This is a genomic window from Fibrobacter sp. (assembly GCF_045112255.1).
GTDB lineage: Bacteria > Fibrobacterota > Fibrobacteria > Fibrobacterales > Fibrobacteraceae > Fibrobacter.
In genome coordinates this window covers 23,421-43,564 of record NZ_JBGUHR010000125.1, presented here as the reverse complement: position 1 = coordinate 43,564, position 20,144 = coordinate 23,421, and the positions used below count along the sequence as shown (strand labels likewise).

General features: G+C 47.6%; 15 protein-coding genes. 6 read left to right on the top strand and 9 right to left on the bottom strand.

The genetic code is table 11. From position 1 onward, the window contains the following. Positions 1–234 precede the first annotated feature (234 nt). The gene (locus tag ACJMM9_RS16250) at positions 235–2,097 is read left to right on the top strand and encodes a phosphoenolpyruvate carboxykinase (GTP) (RefSeq protein WP_405329309.1); all 1,863 of its coding nucleotides are present in this window, start codon (positions 235–237) and stop codon (positions 2,095–2,097) included. Positions 2,098–2,264: 167 nt separating this feature from the next. Here ACJMM9_RS16250 and ACJMM9_RS16245 read toward each other — a convergent pair whose 3' ends face one another. Beyond that, the gene (locus ACJMM9_RS16245; RefSeq protein ID WP_405329308.1) at positions 2,265–3,218 is read right to left on the bottom strand and encodes a hypothetical protein; all 954 of its coding nucleotides are present in this window, start codon (positions 3,216–3,218) and stop codon (positions 2,265–2,267) included. 308 nt (positions 3,219–3,526) lie between these two features. On the opposite strand from ACJMM9_RS16245, the gene ACJMM9_RS16240 reads away from it, so the two are divergent. Beyond that, positions 3,527–6,364: an alkyl/aryl-sulfatase gene (locus ACJMM9_RS16240; protein WP_405329306.1), complete on the top strand. Its 2,838-nt coding sequence runs from the start codon at positions 3,527–3,529 to the stop codon at positions 6,362–6,364. A gap of 55 nt (positions 6,365–6,419) precedes the next feature. On the opposite strand, the gene ACJMM9_RS16235 is transcribed toward ACJMM9_RS16240, so the two are convergent. Further along, a complete protein-coding gene (locus ACJMM9_RS16235; RefSeq protein ID WP_405329304.1) occupies positions 6,420–7,304 on the bottom strand; it encodes a DMT family transporter in 885 nt (294 codons plus the stop codon). A 126-nt stretch (positions 7,305–7,430) separates the two neighbouring features. On the opposite strand from ACJMM9_RS16235, the gene ACJMM9_RS16230 reads away from it, so the two are divergent. The 4 genes from ACJMM9_RS16230 to ACJMM9_RS16215 all read left to right on the top strand — a co-directional run bounded on the left by ACJMM9_RS16230 (position 7,431) and on the right by ACJMM9_RS16215 (position 11,149). Beyond that, entirely contained in the window at positions 7,431–8,927 is a 1,497-nt protein-coding gene (locus ACJMM9_RS16230) for a 1,4-beta-xylanase (protein WP_405329303.1), read from the top strand. A 232-nt stretch (positions 8,928–9,159) separates the two neighbouring features. After that, complete coding sequence (locus ACJMM9_RS16225; RefSeq protein WP_405329300.1) at positions 9,160–9,330, top strand: hypothetical protein; 171 nt, start codon at positions 9,160–9,162, stop codon at positions 9,328–9,330. Between the two features lie 116 nt (positions 9,331–9,446). After that, positions 9,447–10,178 (top strand): hypothetical protein, encoded by a 732-nt coding sequence (locus ACJMM9_RS16220; protein WP_405329298.1) that lies wholly within the window; start codon positions 9,447–9,449, stop codon positions 10,176–10,178. Between the two features lie 149 nt (positions 10,179–10,327). Continuing rightward, on the top strand, positions 10,328–11,149 hold the full coding sequence (locus tag ACJMM9_RS16215; RefSeq protein WP_405329296.1) for a hypothetical protein: 822 nt from the start codon (positions 10,328–10,330) through the stop codon (positions 11,147–11,149). A gap of 119 nt (positions 11,150–11,268) precedes the next feature. On the opposite strand, the gene carB is transcribed toward ACJMM9_RS16215, so the two are convergent. The 7 genes from carB to bioA form a co-directional block, all read right to left on the bottom strand. Then, positions 11,269–14,532, bottom strand: a complete 3,264-nt coding sequence (gene carB / locus ACJMM9_RS16210; RefSeq protein ID WP_405329293.1) for a carbamoyl-phosphate synthase large subunit — start codon at positions 14,530–14,532, stop codon at positions 11,269–11,271. Continuing rightward, on the bottom strand, positions 14,525–15,655 hold the full coding sequence (gene carA, locus ACJMM9_RS16205; RefSeq protein ID WP_405329291.1) for a glutamine-hydrolyzing carbamoyl-phosphate synthase small subunit: 1,131 nt from the start codon (positions 15,653–15,655) through the stop codon (positions 14,525–14,527). The genes carB and carA overlap by 8 nt, the downstream gene beginning before the upstream one ends. Then, positions 15,652–15,912, bottom strand: coding sequence for a hypothetical protein (locus tag ACJMM9_RS16200; protein ID WP_405329288.1), 261 nt, complete (start codon positions 15,910–15,912; stop codon positions 15,652–15,654). Before ACJMM9_RS16200 ends, carA begins: the two co-directional genes overlap by 4 nt. 120 nt (positions 15,913–16,032) lie before the next feature. Beyond that, complete coding sequence (gene bioD, locus ACJMM9_RS16195) at positions 16,033–16,773, bottom strand: dethiobiotin synthase (protein ID WP_405329285.1); 741 nt, start codon at positions 16,771–16,773, stop codon at positions 16,033–16,035. After that, positions 16,766–18,001 (bottom strand): aminotransferase class I/II-fold pyridoxal phosphate-dependent enzyme, encoded by a 1,236-nt coding sequence (locus ACJMM9_RS16190; RefSeq protein ID WP_405329283.1) that lies wholly within the window; start codon positions 17,999–18,001, stop codon positions 16,766–16,768. The genes bioD and ACJMM9_RS16190 overlap by 8 nt, the downstream gene beginning before the upstream one ends. Position 18,002: 1 nt before the next feature. Then, complete coding sequence (locus ACJMM9_RS16185) at positions 18,003–18,770, bottom strand: 6-carboxyhexanoate--CoA ligase (RefSeq protein ID WP_405329280.1); 768 nt, start codon at positions 18,768–18,770, stop codon at positions 18,003–18,005. Between the two features lie 24 nt (positions 18,771–18,794). Continuing rightward, entirely contained in the window at positions 18,795–20,138 is a 1,344-nt protein-coding gene (bioA, locus tag ACJMM9_RS16180) for an adenosylmethionine--8-amino-7-oxononanoate transaminase (protein ID WP_405329277.1), read from the bottom strand. Positions 20,139–20,144: the final 6 nt, after the last annotated feature.

Below are 20,144 nucleotides of genomic sequence, written 5' to 3'. Positions count from 1 at the left end.
GGTTCGCCGTAAAAGCCGTTTTTGAAAGGGAGGTGCCCTCCCGGAACTTGTCCGGGGCAAGTCAGCCCGGGATGACAAATGAGGCGGGCATGACAAGCTTAAAACTTCCTACAGCCGACTTCCTACTGCTTACTAATCACTAAAATTCATTGACCAATACCCATTTTTTTTGCTATCTTGTAGCGCGTTCGAAATATCTCGAAATCTAACACGTTAAACCAATAGGAGCTCATAATGAGTCTTACTCTTAACGATATCAAGCACCCGAAAATCAGTACTTGGGTGAATGAAATGATTGCCATGTGCGAACCGGACAACGTCGTCGTCGTTGACGGTACCCAGGAAGAATATGATGCCCTCATGCAGAAGTGCGTCAAGGCCGGCCTCGCAACGAAGCTTGCTAAGAAGGAAAACTGCTACTTGTTCCGTTCTCTTCCGTCTGACGTGGCTCGCGTCGAATCCCGTACGTTCATCTCCTCCGTCAAGGAAGAAGATGCAGGTCCGACCAACCACTGGATCGACCCGTCTGAACTCAAGCAGACGATGCGTAAGCTCTACAAGGGTTGTATGCACGGCCGTACCATGTACGTGATCCCGTTCTGCATGGGCCCGCTCGGCTCCCCGATCTCCAAGAACGGTATCGAAGTCACTGACTCCGAATACGTCGTTCTCAACATGGACATCATGACTCGCGCTGGCAAGAAGGTTCTCGATATCTTCAATGCTGACCCGAACGCTGACTTCGTTCCGTGCCTCCACTCCGTTGGTAAGCCGCTCCGCGAATGCGAAAGCGACAACGGCATCTGGCCGTGCGCTGACGTTGAATACAAGTACATCACGCAGTTCCCGGAAGAACGCCTCATTTGGTCCTACGGTTCCGGTTACGGTGGAAACGCCCTCCTCGGCAAGAAGTGCTTTGCTCTCCGCATTGCTACCGTTCTCGCTCGCGACGAAGGCTGGCTCGCTGAACACATGCTCATCCTCAAGCTCACCAACCCGAAGGGCGAAGTCAAGTACGTGACTGGCGCATTCCCGTCTGCTTGCGGTAAGACGAACCTCGCCATGCTCATCCCGACTATCCCGGGCTGGAAGGTCGAAACCATCGGTGACGACATTGCATGGATGAAGTTTGGCAAGGATGGCCGTCTCTATGCTATCAACCCGGAAGCTGGCTTCTTCGGCGTTGCCCCGGGTACTTCTGCAGAATCCAACAAGAACGCTCTTGTTTCTGCTGAAAAGAACACGATCTACACGAACTGCGCTCTCACTGAAGACGGCGACGTGTGGTGGGAAGGCATCGGCTACCCGGCACAGGGCAAGCTCGTTGACTGGAAGGGCAAGACCCGTGACGCTCTCCCGAAGGACAAGGCTCCTAAGGGCGAAGAAATGGCTCACCCGAACGCTCGCTTCACCGCTCCGGCTAAGCAGTGCCCGTGCATTGCTAAGGAATGGGAAGATCCGGCTGGTGTGCCTATCTCTGCAATCCTCTTCGGTGGCCGTCGTCCGTCCACCATTCCTCTGGTCCACCAGTCTCTCAGCTGGAACCACGGCGTGTTCCTCGGCTCCATCGTTGGTTCCGAAATCACTGCTGCTTCCACGATCGATGCATCTCAGGTCGGTAAGATCCGTCGCGACCCGTTCGCAATCCTCCCGTTCTGCGGCTACAACATGGGTGACTACTTCAAGCACTGGATCGAAATCGGTCAGAAGTCCACTGAAGACAAGCTTCCGAAGATCTTCTACGTGAACTGGTTCCGCAAGGATGCCAACAACGAAAAGCTTCCGGGTGGCTTCATGTGGCCGGGTTACGGCGACAACAGCCGCGTGCTCGCTTGGATCTTCGACCGCTGCAACGGTGTTGACAACGCTGTCGAAACTCCGATCGGTTACATGCCGAAGGAAGGCGCCATCAATACTGATGGTCTCGCTGACTACTATAAGGAAACTCTCCCGCAGATCACGAAGGTTGACGTGGAAGGCTGGAAGAAGGAACTCGCTGATGTTAAGGAAAACCACTATCCGAAGTTCGGCAAGCACCTCCCGAAGGAACTCTCCGAAATCATCGACATGATCCAGGATCGTTTGAACAAAGCATAATTGTTCACAAGCCGATAGTCGCGGACAAGCACGCTTGTCCATGACCGAGGCGAAGAACAAAGGACTGCGAAGCAGTCCAATTCCTAAAGGAATTTTCCTTTGAAAATACCCTTGCGATGAAAGTCGCAAGGGTGTTTTTGTATAAAGTCGTCAGTTAGCTTTCATTCTTAATTGGCGTAGTAGCTGCCACCATGTCGATAGCCCAAAATACTTATACGCAGAGAATCTCTTGCTGATGCCGATGTATCTGCGATTAACATTGTTGTTATGTCTAAAGTATCACTACGCCCATATTGGTCTGTATATGCAAGTTTCCAGGAAATGGTCGTATCGCGATATGATTTCATGGATCCATTAAAGAATTGATAGGTTACCCGTTCAATATCCTCGGGAAGTCTATGGACAATGCTTCTATATTCATTACTAGTAGGCATGTATTGTACATCGGCACGCCCAACCTTGCATTCTCCAGAGCGATGAGTCGCTTCATAACCAAAGGGAACGGAGCTTCTATCCTCAAAAGAAAAACCTTCTGGTAGGCCGATGGGTTCTAGGTAGTAACTGGAGGAAAAATGAAAAAATTGGGCGCAAGCATCACCGTATAGAGTCGACAGAACCTTTTGTACGGTATCTCGGTTGAATTCTGGAATTTTGGCAACGGGAATATAGTTGACAAGCGCGTTTTCGCCGAAGTTTATGTCCTTGTAAGTTGTATCGTAAATGGTGTCTTTGTAGCTGGGACATTCTATTTGTTTGTTGTTGGCATCTTGGCAATGTATAACCAACGTATAACAGCCGTCGATGCATGTTTCGTGGTAACAGCTAAAGCTGGAGTCCTTTATGCTGCAATCCGATTCGTTCCATTCCGTTGTATCGCCCTTAAAATTGAGCGCTCGATACATCGTCACATTCTTGTATAGTGTGCTATCCGCAATTGAAGCGTAATCTTCAAGGGGAATCTCTTTTACCGGTTCCGCGCCATTGATTCCGGTTTCGTTATTTGAACATGCGAAAAGGCTAAATGCTAAGCCAATTAACGATACGGACGCGAATTTACAGAATAACTTCATTTTTACTCCAAGTGAAAACTCCTTCTGTAAATAAAAATAGATAAAGCTCATACGAAAAGCAATAATTTGTGTGAACGGATTATAAAGAAATTCAGTAAAAGATGTTTATAAGATAAACCTAATACTATAAAATAGCCCAAATAGGCTATTGAGTTTGTTGTAATGTTGTGGTAGTTTTATTGTATCATTGTAATTCATAACAAGGTTTATCTATTGAGGGAAAAATGGAAGAAAATGAAAATAAGTTAGCGTCAAGTGTATATACGCGTATAAAAAATCATTATGAAGCGTTGCGCAGTGATATTGGGCATGATCAAAGACGCTCTTCTGAATACGGCTTTGCAAATTGTAAATGTTGCATGACGAATTATCCAGATATTCAATCTGTTTGGTCTCAGAAAAATTACAAGTTTTTAGAAAACGCGTATGATCCTAAAGATTGCAATGATGCCAACAGTCATTTGTGCGTTCACCCGAACCTCTGGGAAAACGGTGCCAGCAACCATTTATCGGGTGTTTTTGAAGTCTTAAAGGATAAGATTTACCAGGTCCGTGGCTACGACATGTCCAACATTACCTTTGTAAGGAGTAACCCTAATGGAAACGATGCTCCTCGTTGGTTTGTTATGGATACGCTGATGAGCAACGAATGTACCGAAGCCGCAATTTCGTTGTTTAACGATTATTTGGTGAAAAAATACGGTAAAACAAGTTATACCGATACACGGACGGATTCTTCTAAACAGCGTATCAGAAACCAGCTCCTCAAGGGCTACATTGTCGGTATGATTATCAGCCATTCCCATATTGACCATTATGGCGGAATGGAAACTGTCGCCAATTATTTTGTTGATGGTGGTGATGGAAATTTTGTTGATAGTGGTGATGGAAAAATTGACAAGAATTTCAAAGATGCAAACGGCAAAGATGATATAAAGAAGGTCAACAACCGCTTTATTCTCGCTCCCGCAGGTTTTTATGACCACGCCGTCAGCGAAAATGTTTACTTGGGTAATGCGATGGGGCGTCGCGCATCTTATCAATATGGAAGTTTCATCAAGCCGAATGATGATACTGATCTCTGCGGTGAAATCAGTATTGGCATTGGGCAAGGACAATCTACCGGGAAGCCTTCTGCTGTGGGTCGGCCGACAATCGAGATTTCGGAAAATGTCAAATTGCAACTTGACGAAATTGTCGTTGAATGCCAGTTGACTCCGGGGACTGAAGCGCCTGCCGAAATGAACAATTATATTCTAGATTATCAGGCTTTGTGGCTTGCTGAAAACTGTTCTGGTACGTTGCACAATCTCTACACTCTTCGTGGTGCAGAAATTCGCGATGCAAAGGCTTGGGCGCATTTCTTGATGGAAGCTGCCGTTAAATATGGCGACGATGCTAAAGTTATTTTCCAGAGCCATAACTGGCCTCACTGGCAAAAGGGTACATCTGAAAAAGATGGAAATAAATCGGTTCCTACAGTTGACATCCGCAACTTTATTATCGAAACTGCGGCCATTTACAAGTACATCCATGATCAGACGCTCCTTTATATGAACATGGGCTACAAGATGAACGAAGTCGCGGACATGCTCGTATTGCCGAGGGGCATGCAGAAAAATTGGACCCTCAAGCCATTTTATGGAACGCCTGTACATAATGCCAAAGCCGTGTATCAGAAATATCTTGGCTGGTACGACGCCAACCCGATTCACCTTCAGGAACTTCCGCCCGAACAGTTGGCCAAGGAGACTCTTCGTTATGTGATGGCCGGGAGCCGTGAAAAGATGTTGTCCATGATTGACGAAGATATTGCCAAAGGCAACTACTGGATTGCGGCCTACATGTCGAACCAGATGATTCTTTCTGGCGACTGCGAAGATGTTGCTGACAGAGCCAGGAATCTTTGCGCTAGGGCGTTGCGTCAACTTGGTTACCAGAGTGAGTCAGGAACTTGGCGTAATGCTTACTTGAGTGCTGCCTATGAACTCGTTTGCCCAAAACTTCAGCCGGATCAAGACAAGTCCGATCAGTTGGCTCAAATGCCTCCTGAAACATTGCTTGATTATATATCGATCTTCTTTGATGGTGAATTGGCGGCTGCAAAGGTCGATTGTGATAAAGTCCTTGCGGTCTTGAAGGACGGAAAATATACGTATTTCACGTTTGTCGTTAAGAACGGTGCAATTCTCTATTACGAAATCACGGCTAACGAATATAACAGCTCTAAAAATAAAATTGATGTCACTTTTGATGAACTCAAGAGCGTTGCTGTCGGCGCGTATAAAGGTAAATGCGGCGTCCTTCGCGATATATCTAACGCCTTGATTAATGTCTCAAGCTACAAGCGCTTTAAATATTTCGATATAGTTGGTCGGCATGATAGCGAAGTGATGGTGCGTAACGGTAAAACTTTTGATTTGAAAAAGGAAGTATATGACTGCATCCAGCTGCTTGAAAAATATGTCGGAAAGCTCGAAAATGAAAAATCTGTTGTTGTTCTTTCTAACGTTGATAAGCTTTGCTGGCTCAATTATTACCAGCTGTTGAAAAAGGACACTCATGTTACTCTCGACGGCGATTTCTTTATCCCAGGTGACGAAACCATGGGCGTTGGAAATGATGGCAAATTTATGCAGTATGAATTGTACTATACCTTGTACACTCTTTATAGATACTTGTACCGTAGCTATTTAAAGAATGATTACGGCTATAAAGGGAACAACTTTGACGAAGAATCATTTGCAAAGTTGAAACAAAGTATTGTATTGCTTGAAACGTATGTTGCCGATTATTACCTTGGTGATTCTGAATCGAAAGTTTATTTTGAAAAGGGCGATTTTGAAGCATGGCGCTACCTGAACAATTATACCACTCCATTGCTGGAACAGTCCCCGTTCAGAATTGCAAATTTCTTCAAGGAACTTTACAAGCGCTATAAAGAGCTTTCGTGCGAAATCAAATCTACCGGGAAAAACTTCTTCCTCGAGTCCATCAAGGTCGATAATGGTGTTATCAAGGTCTATAATGCATCGCACAGCAGGATCCAGTGCAACAATGTTGAATTGAACGGCGTAAGCCAAAATGATTCAGTCGTTGTCGATGTATCCAATATCAAAGATATTGCAATTGTAGAGACTTTCTACGAGACCGGTAAAGAGAAATTTGTCACTGGTAGACTTGTCTATCGAAAATAGTTGAATTTACTCCTAGCAGTAAAATCCTAGACCGTAGTTTTATAGACTACGGTCTTTAACGTTTATTCAAAATGACGACTGCCGAGAGAATGAGGAAAATGCCGAGTCCAGAAAGCAGAGTCAAAGCTTCGGAGAAATACGTGATGCCGACAATTGTTGCGACCATAGGTTCGACGGTCGCGAGAATGCCCGCCTTGCTCGCTTCTACATTGCGCAGCCCGAGCGTGTATAGAAGGAACGGGATTACGGCTGTGAGAAGTGCCGTGAGTAAGCTCAAAAGAATAAGTCCGTTAAAGTCCGTGGCGCTAGAAAATTTGGACAACATATCGGCAGGATGGTTGATGAACCAAGAGCCGATGGCGGCAATCAGGAATGTGTACGTGGTAACGGTGTAGGGGGAATATTTGCGCAATGCAATCGTTCCCAGAATGCTGTAAAGTCCGTAGCCAATGCTGGAACCAAGACCGAACATCAGCCCTGTTGCTGTAATCCCACCGCCGGAAAATCCTGAAACCAGGACGCAGCCGGCAAAGGCCAGGGTGAGCGCGATAACTTTTTTGCTATTAATCTTTTCGTGGAAAAGGACTGCCGACATCAGCATAATCCAGATGGGCGAGGTGTACAGGAGTATTGCCGCTGTGGAAAGAGGCATGATCGTGATGGCCGAAAAATAGCAGACCGTAAAGAGCAAAATACTCCCGATGCCAAGCCCTAGGAAGAGCGGAATATCCCGCAGCGAAATCTTGAAGCCATCGCGATTCTTGATGAACAAAATCAAGGAAAAGAACAAGGCTGCAAGAGAAATTCTTATAGATACAATCTGGATGGCGCTAAAGCCGAATTCGCCGAGCGCACGGACAAAAATGCCCATGCATCCCCAAAAGCTAGCGGCAATAATGATAAGAATCGGTCCGATTTTTTGATATGTCAATTTATCCATAGGACACTAAATCTAGTATATAAAGTTTTTGCCATTGTCATTTTATCAAAACGAATTCGTTTTTAGCCTCAAAAAAAGTGAAATTTTCAGTTTACTTTATGGTAAGAACGGTTCAAAGGAGGCTTTATGACGTTTTCAATGACGGGATTTTCTCTTTTTGCGGGATCCATCGCTTTTTTGAGCGGTCTTGCCAGTGCTGCAACGATAAACGTTGACATGGGCAAAGAATACCAGCGCATCAGCGGCTTTGGCGCCGCCTCGGCATGGGCTGGGTCCATCACCGACAAGAACGCTGCCTTCCTTTGGGACTCTACAAGTGGCGCTGGGCTTACGCTGCACCGCATCCGCATTGCTCCAGACGGCACCACCTCCGAAACAAGTATTGCTAAAAAGGCAAGTGAATACGGCGTCAAAGTCTGGGCTGCTCCGTGGACTTCCAAATACACCGTCAATTACGATGGCGACAAAAAGCATCTGGATTTTAATCACGCCCAAGATTGGGCGAACACCATCTTGAAGTTTACCCAAGACATGCGAAAGGCTGGCGTGAACTTATACGCGATTTCTTCGCAAAATGAGCCTGACGGCACCGGCGATAACCACTACGACCCCGATGAATTGGCTCGTTGGGTCGGCGACTACCTTGGCCCTACGCTCGATACCACGGGCATTAAAATCATTGGCACTGAAGCCATCAACTGGTATGGATTCCCCAATTACAAAAAAGCCTTCTTCAACAACCCCGCCGCATTGAAATACACGGACATCTTTGGAACGCACGAATATGGCGGCGATCCGGCCGCTTATCCCGAAATCCACGAAGCCGGCAAAGAATTCTGGGAAACCGAAGTCTACGACCTTGGAAGTAACAAAGAAGACGTTGGCATGGGAAGCGCGCTTCGCGTTGCAAACATGATTCACGACGCTTTAACGATTTCGAATATGAATGCTTGGCATTTCTGGTGGATTTATTCCTGCAGCGAACCCAGCTGCGGTAACGGAGCGCTTTGGCCACAAGGACAAGGGAACCCCGACAACGTGGAACCCACCAAGCGACTCTGGGTCATGGGAAACTTCAGTCGCTTTGCACGCCCTGGTTTCTGGAGAATCGACGCCACCAAGAATCCTGAAAGAGATGTAAAAGTCACCGCCTACCGCGACTCCCTCAAGACGAAAATCGCAGTCGTCATTCTCAATTCCAAGAACGAGGAATTCAAGGCTGACTTCGACTTCGGAAACACTAAAATTGGAAGTTTCAAGCCTTATGTCACCGATGAGAACAACAACCTCAAGGAAGGAACCGAGGTCAAAGTCAACGGTACAAAGTGCAGTTACAGTGTTCCGGCTCGCAGTGCAACGACCGTTGAATTCATTCTGTGGCAGGAGCCAAAGGTGGAGCCGCCCAAAGATTCTACAGACGCAATTGCTCTCAGAAGGATTTCTGTCCCCCAAAGCCATCATAGCTCATATAAAGTATTTAGCCCAATTGGTGCGTTTATCGGCGAATTCCAAGCTGGCGATGTTGGCGAACTTCGCAACGCCATGACAAACGCTGGCTTAAGCCGCGGCGTGTACATGGTCAAACGAGGTAATGCGAAAACACAACGGATGGTGGTGAGATAGAGAAATGGTCGCTCCTCGAGGGGGCGGCTTTTTTGTTAGATGCGCAACTGTTGCATTTTTTGCATCAGTTCAAAACAAGTTGGAGTGAGCATCAGATTGAGTTGTTGCATTTATTGCAACAACTCAAAATGATTAAGTGTATGTCGTTGAATGGAAAATGCTGTTGGAAACTTCGCTCTATTGACAGAAGTTTCTAGGGGAATATATTTTTAACCATATGATGTACCCCTTTATGACATTAGACGATAATACAGAAATAGTCCATTCCGAAATGAGCAAGGATGAGTATTCTCAAAATGTTGAAAATGATATGGATGCTTTATGGGATTCTGGTAAATGGAGCGAAGAAAAGAATGAAGAAATACTAAAAGAGCGTTTGCGGACTCCTTATAGGAACAAATAAGAATTATTTTTATTGTACATTTCATTTTATTATGGAATTTCATCGATGAAAAAAAAATTTTAATTGTTTTGTCCTTCTTATTTCTATTAAATAGTTGTGGGGAAGAAGATTCTTTTATGACTTCTTCTGATACGGTTACTGTTATTGATGTCAATGCTAAAGAATATTCAATAAACGGTAATGTTGTTGGCAAAACTTCTGATGATGTTATTCAAGCAGAAAATTTATTGATAAAACCAATTGATTTAAGGTTGAAATCATTAATTAAGAAAACGAACGAATACTCACTCCATATCCATTTGGCTGAAAATCTTTCTTATGGTGTATTTTACAAAATTATTGCAACGGCGAGTTTTTCTGGGATTACATCTATCCAATATGTTGTCGGGAATAAGTTTAAAACTCCATTTGAAATTTATTTACCGGAAAGGAATGATAGAGGATGCCAAAAATTTAAATCTGTAATGAGATTGTTTAATCTCTTAAATGAAACTTATAAGTCGTCCGACGAGTTTATAAAAGACAAACGTCAAGAAATTGAGTGTGCTGAAAAATACATGGAGCTTTCTTTGTTTGTTACCGAACAAAACATGATCCAAAAATATGAAGTTCGTTTAAACGAACTAGGAATTATTGGAGGTGGAAAATCTTATACGTTAAAAAATGAAAAAGAATTGTGGAATTTACTAGACGACATTCGTTCAAGAACGGATCTAGAAAACAAACTTGATCGAAATAAAATTGTATTTGTAGCTGATAAAAATATTCTGCTAAAAAACATCGTTCCGATTATAACGAAATTAACTGAATATGGTTATGAAATTTCTTATGCTGCTTTAGGAAGTTGATTTCTGGCGTCAGAAGCCCGCTTTCGCGGATATGACACTTTGGATGGGACCGGGTGTAAAATTTATATATTAACATAAAACAACTATCAGAAAGGCTGTTTAAACCATTTCAAACGGCTAATTTGGTTCTTAGCTAACGGGAAAGGGATATGACTGAAGAAGAAAATGTTGCATACAAAAAATACTATAAAGAAGTAATCGAACCTTGTTGGGAAAATGAACTTAATAAAAAATTGAAAAAAGAATATGAAAAGTTAGATTTGAGTGTACTAGACGACGAAATTAAAGAAAAATTGTCTTGCCCTCTATTGATATTCCCAGGACTGAATTACAATGTTGGCGAAGGAATCTTTATTATTGGTAAAGATCCTAAGGAATGGGGACATAATGACATTGGTTCTGATTTCCTAAGTTTTGAAAATCCTCCTGTTGGTATTGATAAAGAAAAAACATTAATGGAAGCGCAAGCTGACTGGTTTCTGTGGAATTATGAGGAAGAATGTGGTAAGGGTAACACTTTCTTCAATGCTGTAAAAAAAATTACAGGAATTAATCAAGGGAAAAACTTTTTTGAATCACCTTTTGTTTGGGATGATTTGATTGCTGTGTCTTATAACGGGGGAAGTTATATGAACCCAGAGGTGAGTGAAATTGATAAGAAAAGAATAGTTGAATATTCAGAAAAAAAATTAAGAATGGAACTTTCCATAGCGAAACCGAAAATTGCAATATTTTTGATAGGCACATATGCGGGTTATGGGGGATGTTTTTGGAATATGTTTCCTGAAATCAGAGAGAAAGATTTAAAACACGTTGAAGGTTTTTCGGATTTAAATCATTTTGTTTTAACCTTAGAAGGTCATTCAATAGAGTGCTATGCGACATCTCATCCGTGTAGTAAGAAATGGAATGATGGTAAAAATGAGGTCTTGAAAAAGTTGGCAGAGATTGTAAGTGAGGCTCCAAAGTGAGGTGATTGGTTGAACTTGTCTCTCATTTTAAATGAAAAAAAACGCAGGCTCGAATGAGTCTGCGTTTAAAGATTTGAAAGACACATAAGTCGCGGGGCATTACCTCGCAACGTGGCATCTTACTTCTTCACGTGCCTATGATACTCTTGGAGACTGCACACTTCGAATCTTCCGAAGTCGTGCTTGTCCATGAGGCCTTCCACGGTAGAGGTGAGGGCGGCGATGGTCGTCGTGATAGGAATGCCCGAGACAACGGCCTTGGAGCGCATCTGGATTTCATCGACCATGGCTTCGGCGCCGGTTTCGGTGGTGTTCACGATCCACTGTACTTCCTTATCGTGGATAAGGTCCAAGAGGTTCGGGCGGCCACGGGAGATGCGGAACACGGCGCGGGTCTTGATGCCTTCGTTGTAGAGCATGGTGGAGGTGCCGCGGGTCGCGTATAGTTCGTAACCGAGGTTCACGAGCTGGCGGATGAGCGGTACGGCCTTCTGCTTGTCTTCGTCCTTGAGCGACACGAAAATATTGCCCTGGCTCGGGACCTTGTTGCCGGAAGCGAGCTGGCTCTTGAGGTAGGCAAGGCCGCGGTCGCGATCGAGGCTCATGACTTCACCGGTGGACTTCATTTCCGGAGAAAGCGTGATGTCGACGCCCGGGAACTTGACGAACGGGAACACAGCTTCCTTGACGCTCACGTAAGGCACGCGGACTTCTTCGGTGAAGCCGATCTGTTCGAGAGTTTCGCCGGTCATGCAGCGTGTTGCATAGCTTGCAAGTGGCACGCCGATGGACTTGGAGACGAACGGAACCGTACGGGATGCACGCGGGTTCACTTCGATCATGTAGAGTTCGCCATCCTTGACAGCGAGCTGCATGTTCATGAGGCCAACAACATGGAGTTCCTTTGCAAATTCCTTGGCGAATTCACGAACCTTGTCCTGAATTTCCTTGGAGAGTGTCATCGGCGGGATAACGCTAGCGGAGTCGCCGGAGTGGATGCCTGCGGGTTCCACGTGTTCCATGATAGCGCCGATAACGGTGTGTTTGCCATCGCTGATGCAGTCCACGTCGAGTTCGGTTGCGTCTTCGAGGAAGCGGTCGATGAGGATCGGCTTGCCTTCGCCAATGGCGGCTGCTTCTTCCACGAACTTGCGGAGGTACTTTTCCTTGTAGACAATCACCATGCCGCGGCCACCGAGAACGAAGCTCGGGCGCACGAGAACCGGGTAACCGATCTTATCGACAATGGCGAGGGCTTCTTCGACATTGTGTGCAATGCCGCTTTCGGCCTGCTTGATACCAATCTTAGTGACGAGCTGCTTGAAGAAGTCGCGGTCTTCGGCGAGGTCGATGTCTTCGGGGCTTGTACCGATGACGTTTGCTCCAGCCTTCTTGAGACGCATGGCGAGGTTCAGCGGAGTCTGACCACCGAACTGAACAATTACGCCCGCGCACTTTTCGCGTTCGTAAATGCCCATGACATCTTCGAGCGTAAGCGGTTCAAAGTAGAGCTTGTCCGAAGTATCGTAGTCGGTAGAAACCGTTTCGGGGTTGGAGTTCACCATGATGACTTCGAAGCCGTGCTTGCGGAGCGTAAATGCAGCGTGGCAGCAGCAGTAGTCAAATTCAATGCCCTGGCCGATTCTGTTCGGACCGCCGCCGAGCACCATGATGCGCTTCTTGCTCTGGTGACCCGGAATTTCACGGACCGGTTCAGTGTTGTCGGCGTAGCAGCTATAGTAGTAAGGTGTGATAGCTTCGAATTCGCCGGCGCAAGTATCGACGGAGTAGTAGCTCGGGACGAGACCGATCTGCTTACGCACTGCCATGACTTCTTCCGGAGTCTTGTGGAAGAGGTAACCAATCTGGATATCGCTGAAGCCGAATTCCTTAGCCTGGCGGAAGAGTGCTTTATCCTTGGCGAGTTTTTCGAGAGAACCTGCTGCTGTGATTTCGTCTTCGAAGCAGGCGAGTTCTTCGAGGTGACGCAAGAAGTAGCGGTCGATTCTGGTCACATCGTAAAGCTTTTCGATGTCCCAGCCGCGACGGAATGCTTCGTAGACCACGAAGATGCGTTCTGCACTCGGGCGGGCGACTTCCTTAGCGAGCGTTTCGTCGTCGTATTCCTTGAACTTTTCGCACTTGGCGCATGCACCGAAACCGCCGAATCCCGTTTCGAGAGAGCGGAGAGCCTTCTGCATGGCCTGCTTGAAGTTCGTACCGATTGCCATCGCTTCGCCCACAGACTTCATCTGGGTGCCAAGCGTGGAATCTGCCTTCGGGAACTTTTCGAATGTGAAGCGCGGAACCTTCACGACAACGTAGTCGAGAGCCGGTTCGAAGCAGCTCGGGGTCGATTGCGTGATGTCGTTGCGGAGTTCGTCGAGCGTGTAACCCACGGCGAGGAGTGCTGCAATCTTTGCGATGGGGAAGCCCGTTGCCTTGGATGCAAGAGCAGAAGAACGGGACACGCGCGGGTTCATTTCGATGATGATGCGGCGGCCGGTCTTCGGTTCGATAGCCCACTGCACGTTGGATCCACCAGTTTCCACGCCGATAGCTTCCATGACCTTCAAGGAGTCATCACGCATGGCCTGGTAAGCGCGGTCATCAAGGCTCTGGATCGGAGCGACCGTGATGGAGTCACCCGTGTGAACACCCATCGGGTCGAGGTTTTCAATGGAGCAGACGATAACGGCATTGCCCTTCTTATCGCGCATGACTTCCATTTCGAATTCCTTCCAGCCGAGGAGCGATTCTTCGATGAGCACTTCGTTGTTGAGCGAGGCGTCAAGACCGCGGTTCACGATGGTTTCGAATTCTTCTTCGTTGTGGGCGATACCGCCACCAGTACCACCAAGCGTAAAGCCCGGACGGATAATCAAGGGCCAGCTTCCGATGGTGTGGGCAATAGCGGTTGCTTCGCTCATGGAGTGTGCGGAACCGGAGCGGGGGAGGTCAAGCCCAATCTTGAGCATGGCTTCCTTGAACAAGTGACGGTCTTCGGCGCGCTGGATGGATTCGGCTTTAGCACCGATGAGTTCCACCTGGTAGCGGTCGAGAATGCCGCGTTCGTTGAGTTCCATGGCGAGGTTCAAGGCGGTCTGGCCACCGAGAGTTGGGAGCAATGCATCGGGGCGTTCGCGACGGATGATTTCGTGGAGAATGTCGACGCTCAGCGGTTCGATGTAGGTGCGGTCAGCCATTTCCGGGTCGGTCATGATGGTTGCCGGGTTGGAGTTCACGAGCACCACTTCGTAACCTTCACGACGGAGCACCTTGCAAGCCTGCACACCGGAGTAGTCGAATTCGCAGCCCTGGCCAATCACAATCGGGCCAGAACCAATGAGCATAATCTTCTTGATGTCGGTACGCTTAGGCATTCTTGCCTCCCTTGAAATCTTCAATCATCTTCTTAAATTCTTCGAACAAGTACATGGAATCGTTCGGACCCGGGGCAGATTCCGGATGGTACTGCACGCTGAATGCTGGGAACTTTTTGTGGCGGATGCCTTCGACCGTGTTGTCGTTCAGGTTGATGTGCGTGACTTCGACATCGGCGGGGAGAGACTTTTCGTCAATGGCGTAGTTGTGGTTCTGCGACGTAATTTCAACAGCGCCCGTCAAGAGGTTCTTGACCGGATGGTTGCAGCCGTGGTGGCCAAACTTGAGCTTGGAAACCTTGGCACCGAGAGCAAGGCCGAGGAGCTGGTTACCCAGGCAAATACCCATGAGAGGAATTTTGCCAAGGAGCTGCTTGACCATGTTGTAAACCTGCGGGAGGCTGTTCGGGTCGGCAGGGCCGTTGGAGAGGAATACGCCATCCGGCTTCTGTTCCAGAATCTTTTCGTAGCTCGTGCCAATCGGCATGACCGTGATGCGCATGTCCTGAGCGGCGAGGTTTCTCAAGATGTTCGTCTTGATGCCGAAATCGAGGGCGACGATGTGATACTTGCCTTCGGTATTGAATTCGTAGCCGTTCGGGTCGCTCACCTTGCTCGCGTAGTCCTGACCGTCGAGGCCTTCCCAAGCCTTTGCCTTTGCGATTGCTTCGGCTTCGGTCATTTCCGTGTCTTCGACGTGGAGGTAAGCCTTCTGGGCACCGTGGGTGCGGAGGTGGAGCGTGAGGGCGCGAGTATCGACGCCTGCAATGCCAGCCTTCTTCTGGGCGAGCATGTAATCATGAAGCGATTCTTCGTTCAGTTCCTTGGAAACCCAGTCGAGAGAGTTCACGACAATGCCGTTCAAGAAAACCTGGCGGGATTCGGACTTTTCAAAGTTCGTAGCGTAAGCGCCAACTTCGGCCGTGGTGAAAACCACGAACTGACCAGCGTAAGACGGGTCAGTCAAAATCTGCTTGTAGCCAGCCATACCGGTGTTGAACACGGCTTCGCCAACGGTGTCTTTCTTTTCGCCAAAGGCGTAACCGTGGAACACGGCTCCGTCAGCCAAGGCTATGAACGCTTTGCGTTCGCGCTTTGCTTTCCATTGAAATTTTTCGTTCATGATTTACTCACATTTAAAGAAAAATGTTTTTGCATTGTCATTCCGGCCTTTGTGCCGGAATCGCCTTTTCTAATGGATAATGGTGACCCCGCAACAAGTGCGGGGTGACAATAAAAAAGGCAAAAGCTAAATGCCTTTGCCTCAAAAATAAAACTCTTAAAAAAATGAATAGTCTTGTCAAAAACTGAAACCCAACCGACCTTTTTGTGGGCCGAAACTGCTTCCTTGAAAGCGAGCTCGAAGTCGACAAGTTCCATTCGTTTCATCGGGGGTAATTATAGTAAATTGACCGGTTCGCGACAATCCATTTTAAAAAATTTTTTGATCAATTTTTTCAGTTTTTTCAGGGCTTTTCTGATTTGACAAAAAATGTAAAATCAAAAGGGAGCAACGCCTAAATCGGAGGCTCCTGATTTTACTTTTGCAAGGATTTCGAGGCCGGTGAGTTTTTGCATCATGCGGATGTTGTCGTCTTCCATTTCAAGATTGTTGCTTTCGCCATAGCGGTTCACGATGATCCCGCGAATTCCGAGACCGCGGCTTTTGGCATATTCGACTGTGAGAACGCAGGCGTTGATAGAACCGAGCGCAGCTGTCGTGACAATCAGCAACGGAAGATTGACCGTTTTCATGATGTCTTCGAGGAAGATCTTTTTGCCGTTCGGGTCGGAATTGCCTAAGCAGTCCACGTCGTCGCGGATGGGGCAGATGATGCCGCCGGAACCTTCGACAAAGACGAATTTGTGGCGGAGTCGGGCTGCGTCGAAGTCTGCGGAAATTTTCGAAAGCTCAACGGGATTTCCTTCTTTGCGGGCGGCAAGGTGTGGCGATACAGCTTCTTTGTAGACGTAGCTGACGAGCTGTTCTTGGGTGTCGGGGAGGTTTGCAACTCGCTTCACGTAGTCGGCGTCGCCAGCAATCCATTGACCGTCGCGAAGTTCTGCGCCGCTGAGGGCGGCCTTGTAGTATCCGGCGTCAATGCCCGAATCTCTCCATTTCTTGACAAGGAGTGCTGTAATGAAAGTTTTGCCGACATCCGTACTGGTAGCCGTAACGAAGTAACCTTTTGATTTAGACGAGAGACTAGAAACGAAAGACGAAAGATTTTTGTTACACATAGTTTGTTGACCTTATAACTTGGACAATTGCTGTAGTAGCGCGTTCGAGTTCTTCTCGTGTGTGTGTCGCCATGAGGCTTGCGCGGAGACGGGCTTGCCCTTTTGCCACCGTGGGGTAGCGGATTGCGGGAATCACGTAGCCGCGTTCGAGAAGTCTTGCGGATGCGTTGAGTGCCGCCGCTTCATCTCCAATGATAATTGGAATGATTGCAGATGGTGACTGTGGTACGTTTAAACCTTCACGTTGTAAAGCTTCGCAGAAAAATTTCACATTTTCTTGCAGCTGCAGAACGCGTTCCGGATGTGATTCCAGAAATTGCAGATTCCTGAGTGCGCCAGCGGCCATTGCGGGAGCCATCGCTGTCGTGAAAATGAAACTGCGTGACTTGTTTTTCAGAAATTCAATGAGCTGCTTTTTCCCGGCGACGAAGCCGCCTTCGCATGCAATGGCTTTGCTTAATGTTCCGACCGTAACGTCGGCGTGTTCGCATCCGTAATGTTCGGCAAGACCGCGTCCTGTTTGCCCAATGACGCCTGTGGCGTGTGCCTCGTCAATCATCAAGAGGCAGTTGTATGTGCGCGCAATCCGCAAGAGTTCCGGTAAGTTCGCCAAGTCACCATCCATGCTGAAAACCGCATCCGTGACGATGAGCATTTTTTGCTTCGTTGCATTTGGGGATGGCTCGTTTCCTATGGCCTTGGCTTTGCTTTCCTGGATGGCGCGTTCCAGGTCTATCATGTCGTTGTGCTTATAAACTACACATGTAGCGCGGGAAAGCCGGATCCCGTCGATAATGCTTGCGTGATTCAGGGCATCGCTAAAGATGATGTCGCTTTTGCCGCACAAAGCAGAAATTGTACCGACGTTCGCCATGTAACCCGTGTTGAATGTGATTGCAGCTTCTTCGCCTTTGAACTTTGCAAGCTCATTTTCGAGTTCGTTGTGTGGCGTCTTATTGCCTGTCGTAAGGCGTGCGCCGCCGCTTCCCGTTCCCCAGTCAAGAACGGCCTGAGCCATCGCTTGTTTTAATTCCGGGATGTTGGCCAAGTCAAGGTAGGAATTGGAAGCGAGAAGAAGTTGTTCGCTTGATGCGTGTGCGCCAGCAACGCAAATCTTTACATGCGATGATTCGGGCGTTTCCATCGTACGCAATGTACGGTAGGTGCTGTTGCGCTTTGCCGTCTCTAAAACATCTTTCGTAAAGTCGTCGAGAAGTTTGCTGTTCATTCTAATCCACTAACACTTTTTTCTTTTGCAAGTATTCAACGCAGTCTTCTGCTTTTGCCTTACGTGAATCGAATAGGAAAATTCGGCCTCCGTTTTCGTCGCCCATTTCCTTCATCTTCATAATGCGCACATAACCGAGTTCCTTGCTTGCGACATAGCCCGTTACATAATTCGGGTCGTCCGAAATGCAGAATTCTGCAACCATTCCTGGGGCGTTTGCCACCTTGGTCGCAAGAACGATGGCTTCGTTAAAGTGATTTTTGCAGCCATCGACTTCGCTTGAATGCAGCGCGTCCATGTATGTCGCTCGTACACCGCGTTCGTGGTCGGGTTCCAGACGCTCGCCGGTTGCTATGTCATAGAGCATGGCTCCTCGCATAGGGAATGTCTCGCGTAAGAGAGCCTGCAATTTTATACGCAGTTCTTTGAGCTTTTTCGCAGAATCGGTCACGCTTTCAGAATTCATCAGCGGTGTAATTAAATCAAAGGCCCTGTCTAGCCCCTGTTCTGCGTTATCAACATCTATGCGCGTTACGGGGAGCGCCTTTAAAATCTGGATATCGTTTTCGTTTACTTTTTCAATCTTGACGTTGATAAAGTCCGGGTCGCCTTTGGAATGTGTCATTGCTCGGCGCACCATTGCTGAACATACCGCTTCTACGGAGTCTCTCGTTACAATTCGTTCGGCGCCGGATATGTGTTGCTCGTGTGCGTTTTCACCTTCGTCGATATGCTGTGATGCGCGCATCTTTAAACTGTAGTAGTCCATTTTTATTCCCAGCGAAATATCTCTTTATTCATGAAATTCGTCATCGCCTTCGATAACTGGCGTTGGCTTGCATTCTCCAATAAGTTTAATCGCTTCGCAAATGCGGTCCAGTTCGGCATCTGACGTAATGAGCGGAGGCATGGTGTATACATAATTGCAGAACGGCCTGAGCCATACGCCCGTTTCTCGGATGACTTTCTGAATGTCTTCGGCGGAGGGTTTCGCCTTGAGTTCAAGGACGCCGATGGCGCCCAACACGCGGACGTCGGCGGCATTTTCGAGTGAACGAAGTGGGGCGAGGTTAGCGCGGAGGCGCTTTTCGATGCGGGCGACGCTTGTTGCGTAATCGCGGTTCTCGAATAGAGAAAGCGATGCAATGCCGGCTGCGCATGCAAGCGGGTTTGCCATGTAAGTTGGCCCGTGCATAAATGCTGAAATTTTGCTATTCGTAATGGTTTCAGCCACTTTTTCGGAGGCAACGCAGGCTGCCATCGTTATTGAACCTCCCGTCAAAGCTTTGCCGATGCACATGATGTCAGGCTTGATATAGTCGCTCTCGCCACAGCTTTTCGCGTCATTGGCGGTATGCATCATTGCAAATTTTGGACCTGTGCGGAAAAATCCAGAAGCGATTTCGTCAAGAATCAGGAGAATCCCTTTTTCGTCGCAGAGCTTGCGGAGGCGCTTGAGGTAACACGCATTGTACAGCCACATGCCGTTTCCGCCCTGGAACACGGGTTCGCAAATTACAGCGGCTATTTCGTTTTTGTGCTGTTCGACGATTTGTTCCATCGATGTAAAATCGCTATCGTCCCAAACGCCGTCGGCCCTGCAATTGGGGCGTTCTGCAAAATAATGGTGCGGCATGATTCCGCGGAAAAGCGTATGCATTCCATCGGGATCGCTAAGTGCCATAGCGCCAGCAGTATCGCCGTGGTAGCCGCCTTTGAGTGCGACCGACTTGCAGCGCTCCGGCCGCCCAAGCGCATACTGGTATTGCACGGCCATCTTGGCGGCGCATTCCACAGCGATGCTCCCGGAATCGGCAAAGAATATTTTGTTCAGTCCCTTAGGCAAAAAGTTCACCAGCTTTTCGCCCAGTTCAATTGCAGGCTCGTGCGTGAAGCCGCCGAACATCACGTGGCACATTTTTTCGCTCTGTTTCTGAATGGCTTCGACAATTTCGGGGGCGTTGTGCCCATGAGCCATGCACCACCAGCTCGAAACGGCATCAATGAGTTTCAGCCCGTCGGCGGTTTCAATTGTTGTTCCGTGGGCCGCTTTCGCCAAAAAACGAGAAGGCCCCTTATGTAGCGCTGCATAAGGGTGCCATAAATATTCGTTATCAAATTTTAAAAGCTTTTCCATTTGAGG

What these genes read in the sequence shown, in the direction of transcription:
- ACJMM9_RS16250 (WP_405329309.1), top strand. Translation starts at nt 235, where the DNA reads ATGAGTCTTACTCTTAACGATATCAAGCACCCGAAAATCAGTACTTGG.
- ACJMM9_RS16245 (WP_405329308.1), bottom strand. Translation starts at nt 3,218, where the DNA reads ATGAGCTTTATCTATTTTTATTTACAGAAGGAGTTTTCACTTGGAGTA.
- ACJMM9_RS16240 (WP_405329306.1), top strand. Translation starts at nt 3,527, where the DNA reads ATGACGAATTATCCAGATATTCAATCTGTTTGGTCTCAGAAAAATTAC.
- ACJMM9_RS16235 (WP_405329304.1), bottom strand. Translation starts at nt 7,304, where the DNA reads ATGGATAAATTGACATATCAAAAAATCGGACCGATTCTTATCATTATT.
- ACJMM9_RS16230 (WP_405329303.1), top strand. Translation starts at nt 7,431, where the DNA reads ATGACGTTTTCAATGACGGGATTTTCTCTTTTTGCGGGATCCATCGCT.
- ACJMM9_RS16225 (WP_405329300.1), top strand. Translation starts at nt 9,160, where the DNA reads ATGACATTAGACGATAATACAGAAATAGTCCATTCCGAAATGAGCAAG.
- ACJMM9_RS16220 (WP_405329298.1), top strand. Translation starts at nt 9,447, where the DNA reads ATGACTTCTTCTGATACGGTTACTGTTATTGATGTCAATGCTAAAGAA.
- ACJMM9_RS16215 (WP_405329296.1), top strand. Translation starts at nt 10,328, where the DNA reads ATGACTGAAGAAGAAAATGTTGCATACAAAAAATACTATAAAGAAGTA.
- carB (WP_405329293.1), bottom strand. Translation starts at nt 14,532, where the DNA reads ATGCCTAAGCGTACCGACATCAAGAAGATTATGCTCATTGGTTCTGGC.
- carA (WP_405329291.1), bottom strand. Translation starts at nt 15,655, where the DNA reads ATGAACGAAAAATTTCAATGGAAAGCAAAGCGCGAACGCAAAGCGTTC.
- ACJMM9_RS16200 (WP_405329288.1), bottom strand. Translation starts at nt 15,912, where the DNA reads ATGGAACTTGTCGACTTCGAGCTCGCTTTCAAGGAAGCAGTTTCGGCC.
- bioD (WP_405329285.1), bottom strand. Translation starts at nt 16,773, where the DNA reads ATGTGTAACAAAAATCTTTCGTCTTTCGTTTCTAGTCTCTCGTCTAAA.
- ACJMM9_RS16190 (WP_405329283.1), bottom strand. Translation starts at nt 18,001, where the DNA reads ATGAACAGCAAACTTCTCGACGACTTTACGAAAGATGTTTTAGAGACG.
- ACJMM9_RS16185 (WP_405329280.1), bottom strand. Translation starts at nt 18,770, where the DNA reads ATGGACTACTACAGTTTAAAGATGCGCGCATCACAGCATATCGACGAA.
- bioA (WP_405329277.1), bottom strand. Translation starts at nt 20,138, where the DNA reads ATGGAAAAGCTTTTAAAATTTGATAACGAATATTTATGGCACCCTTAT.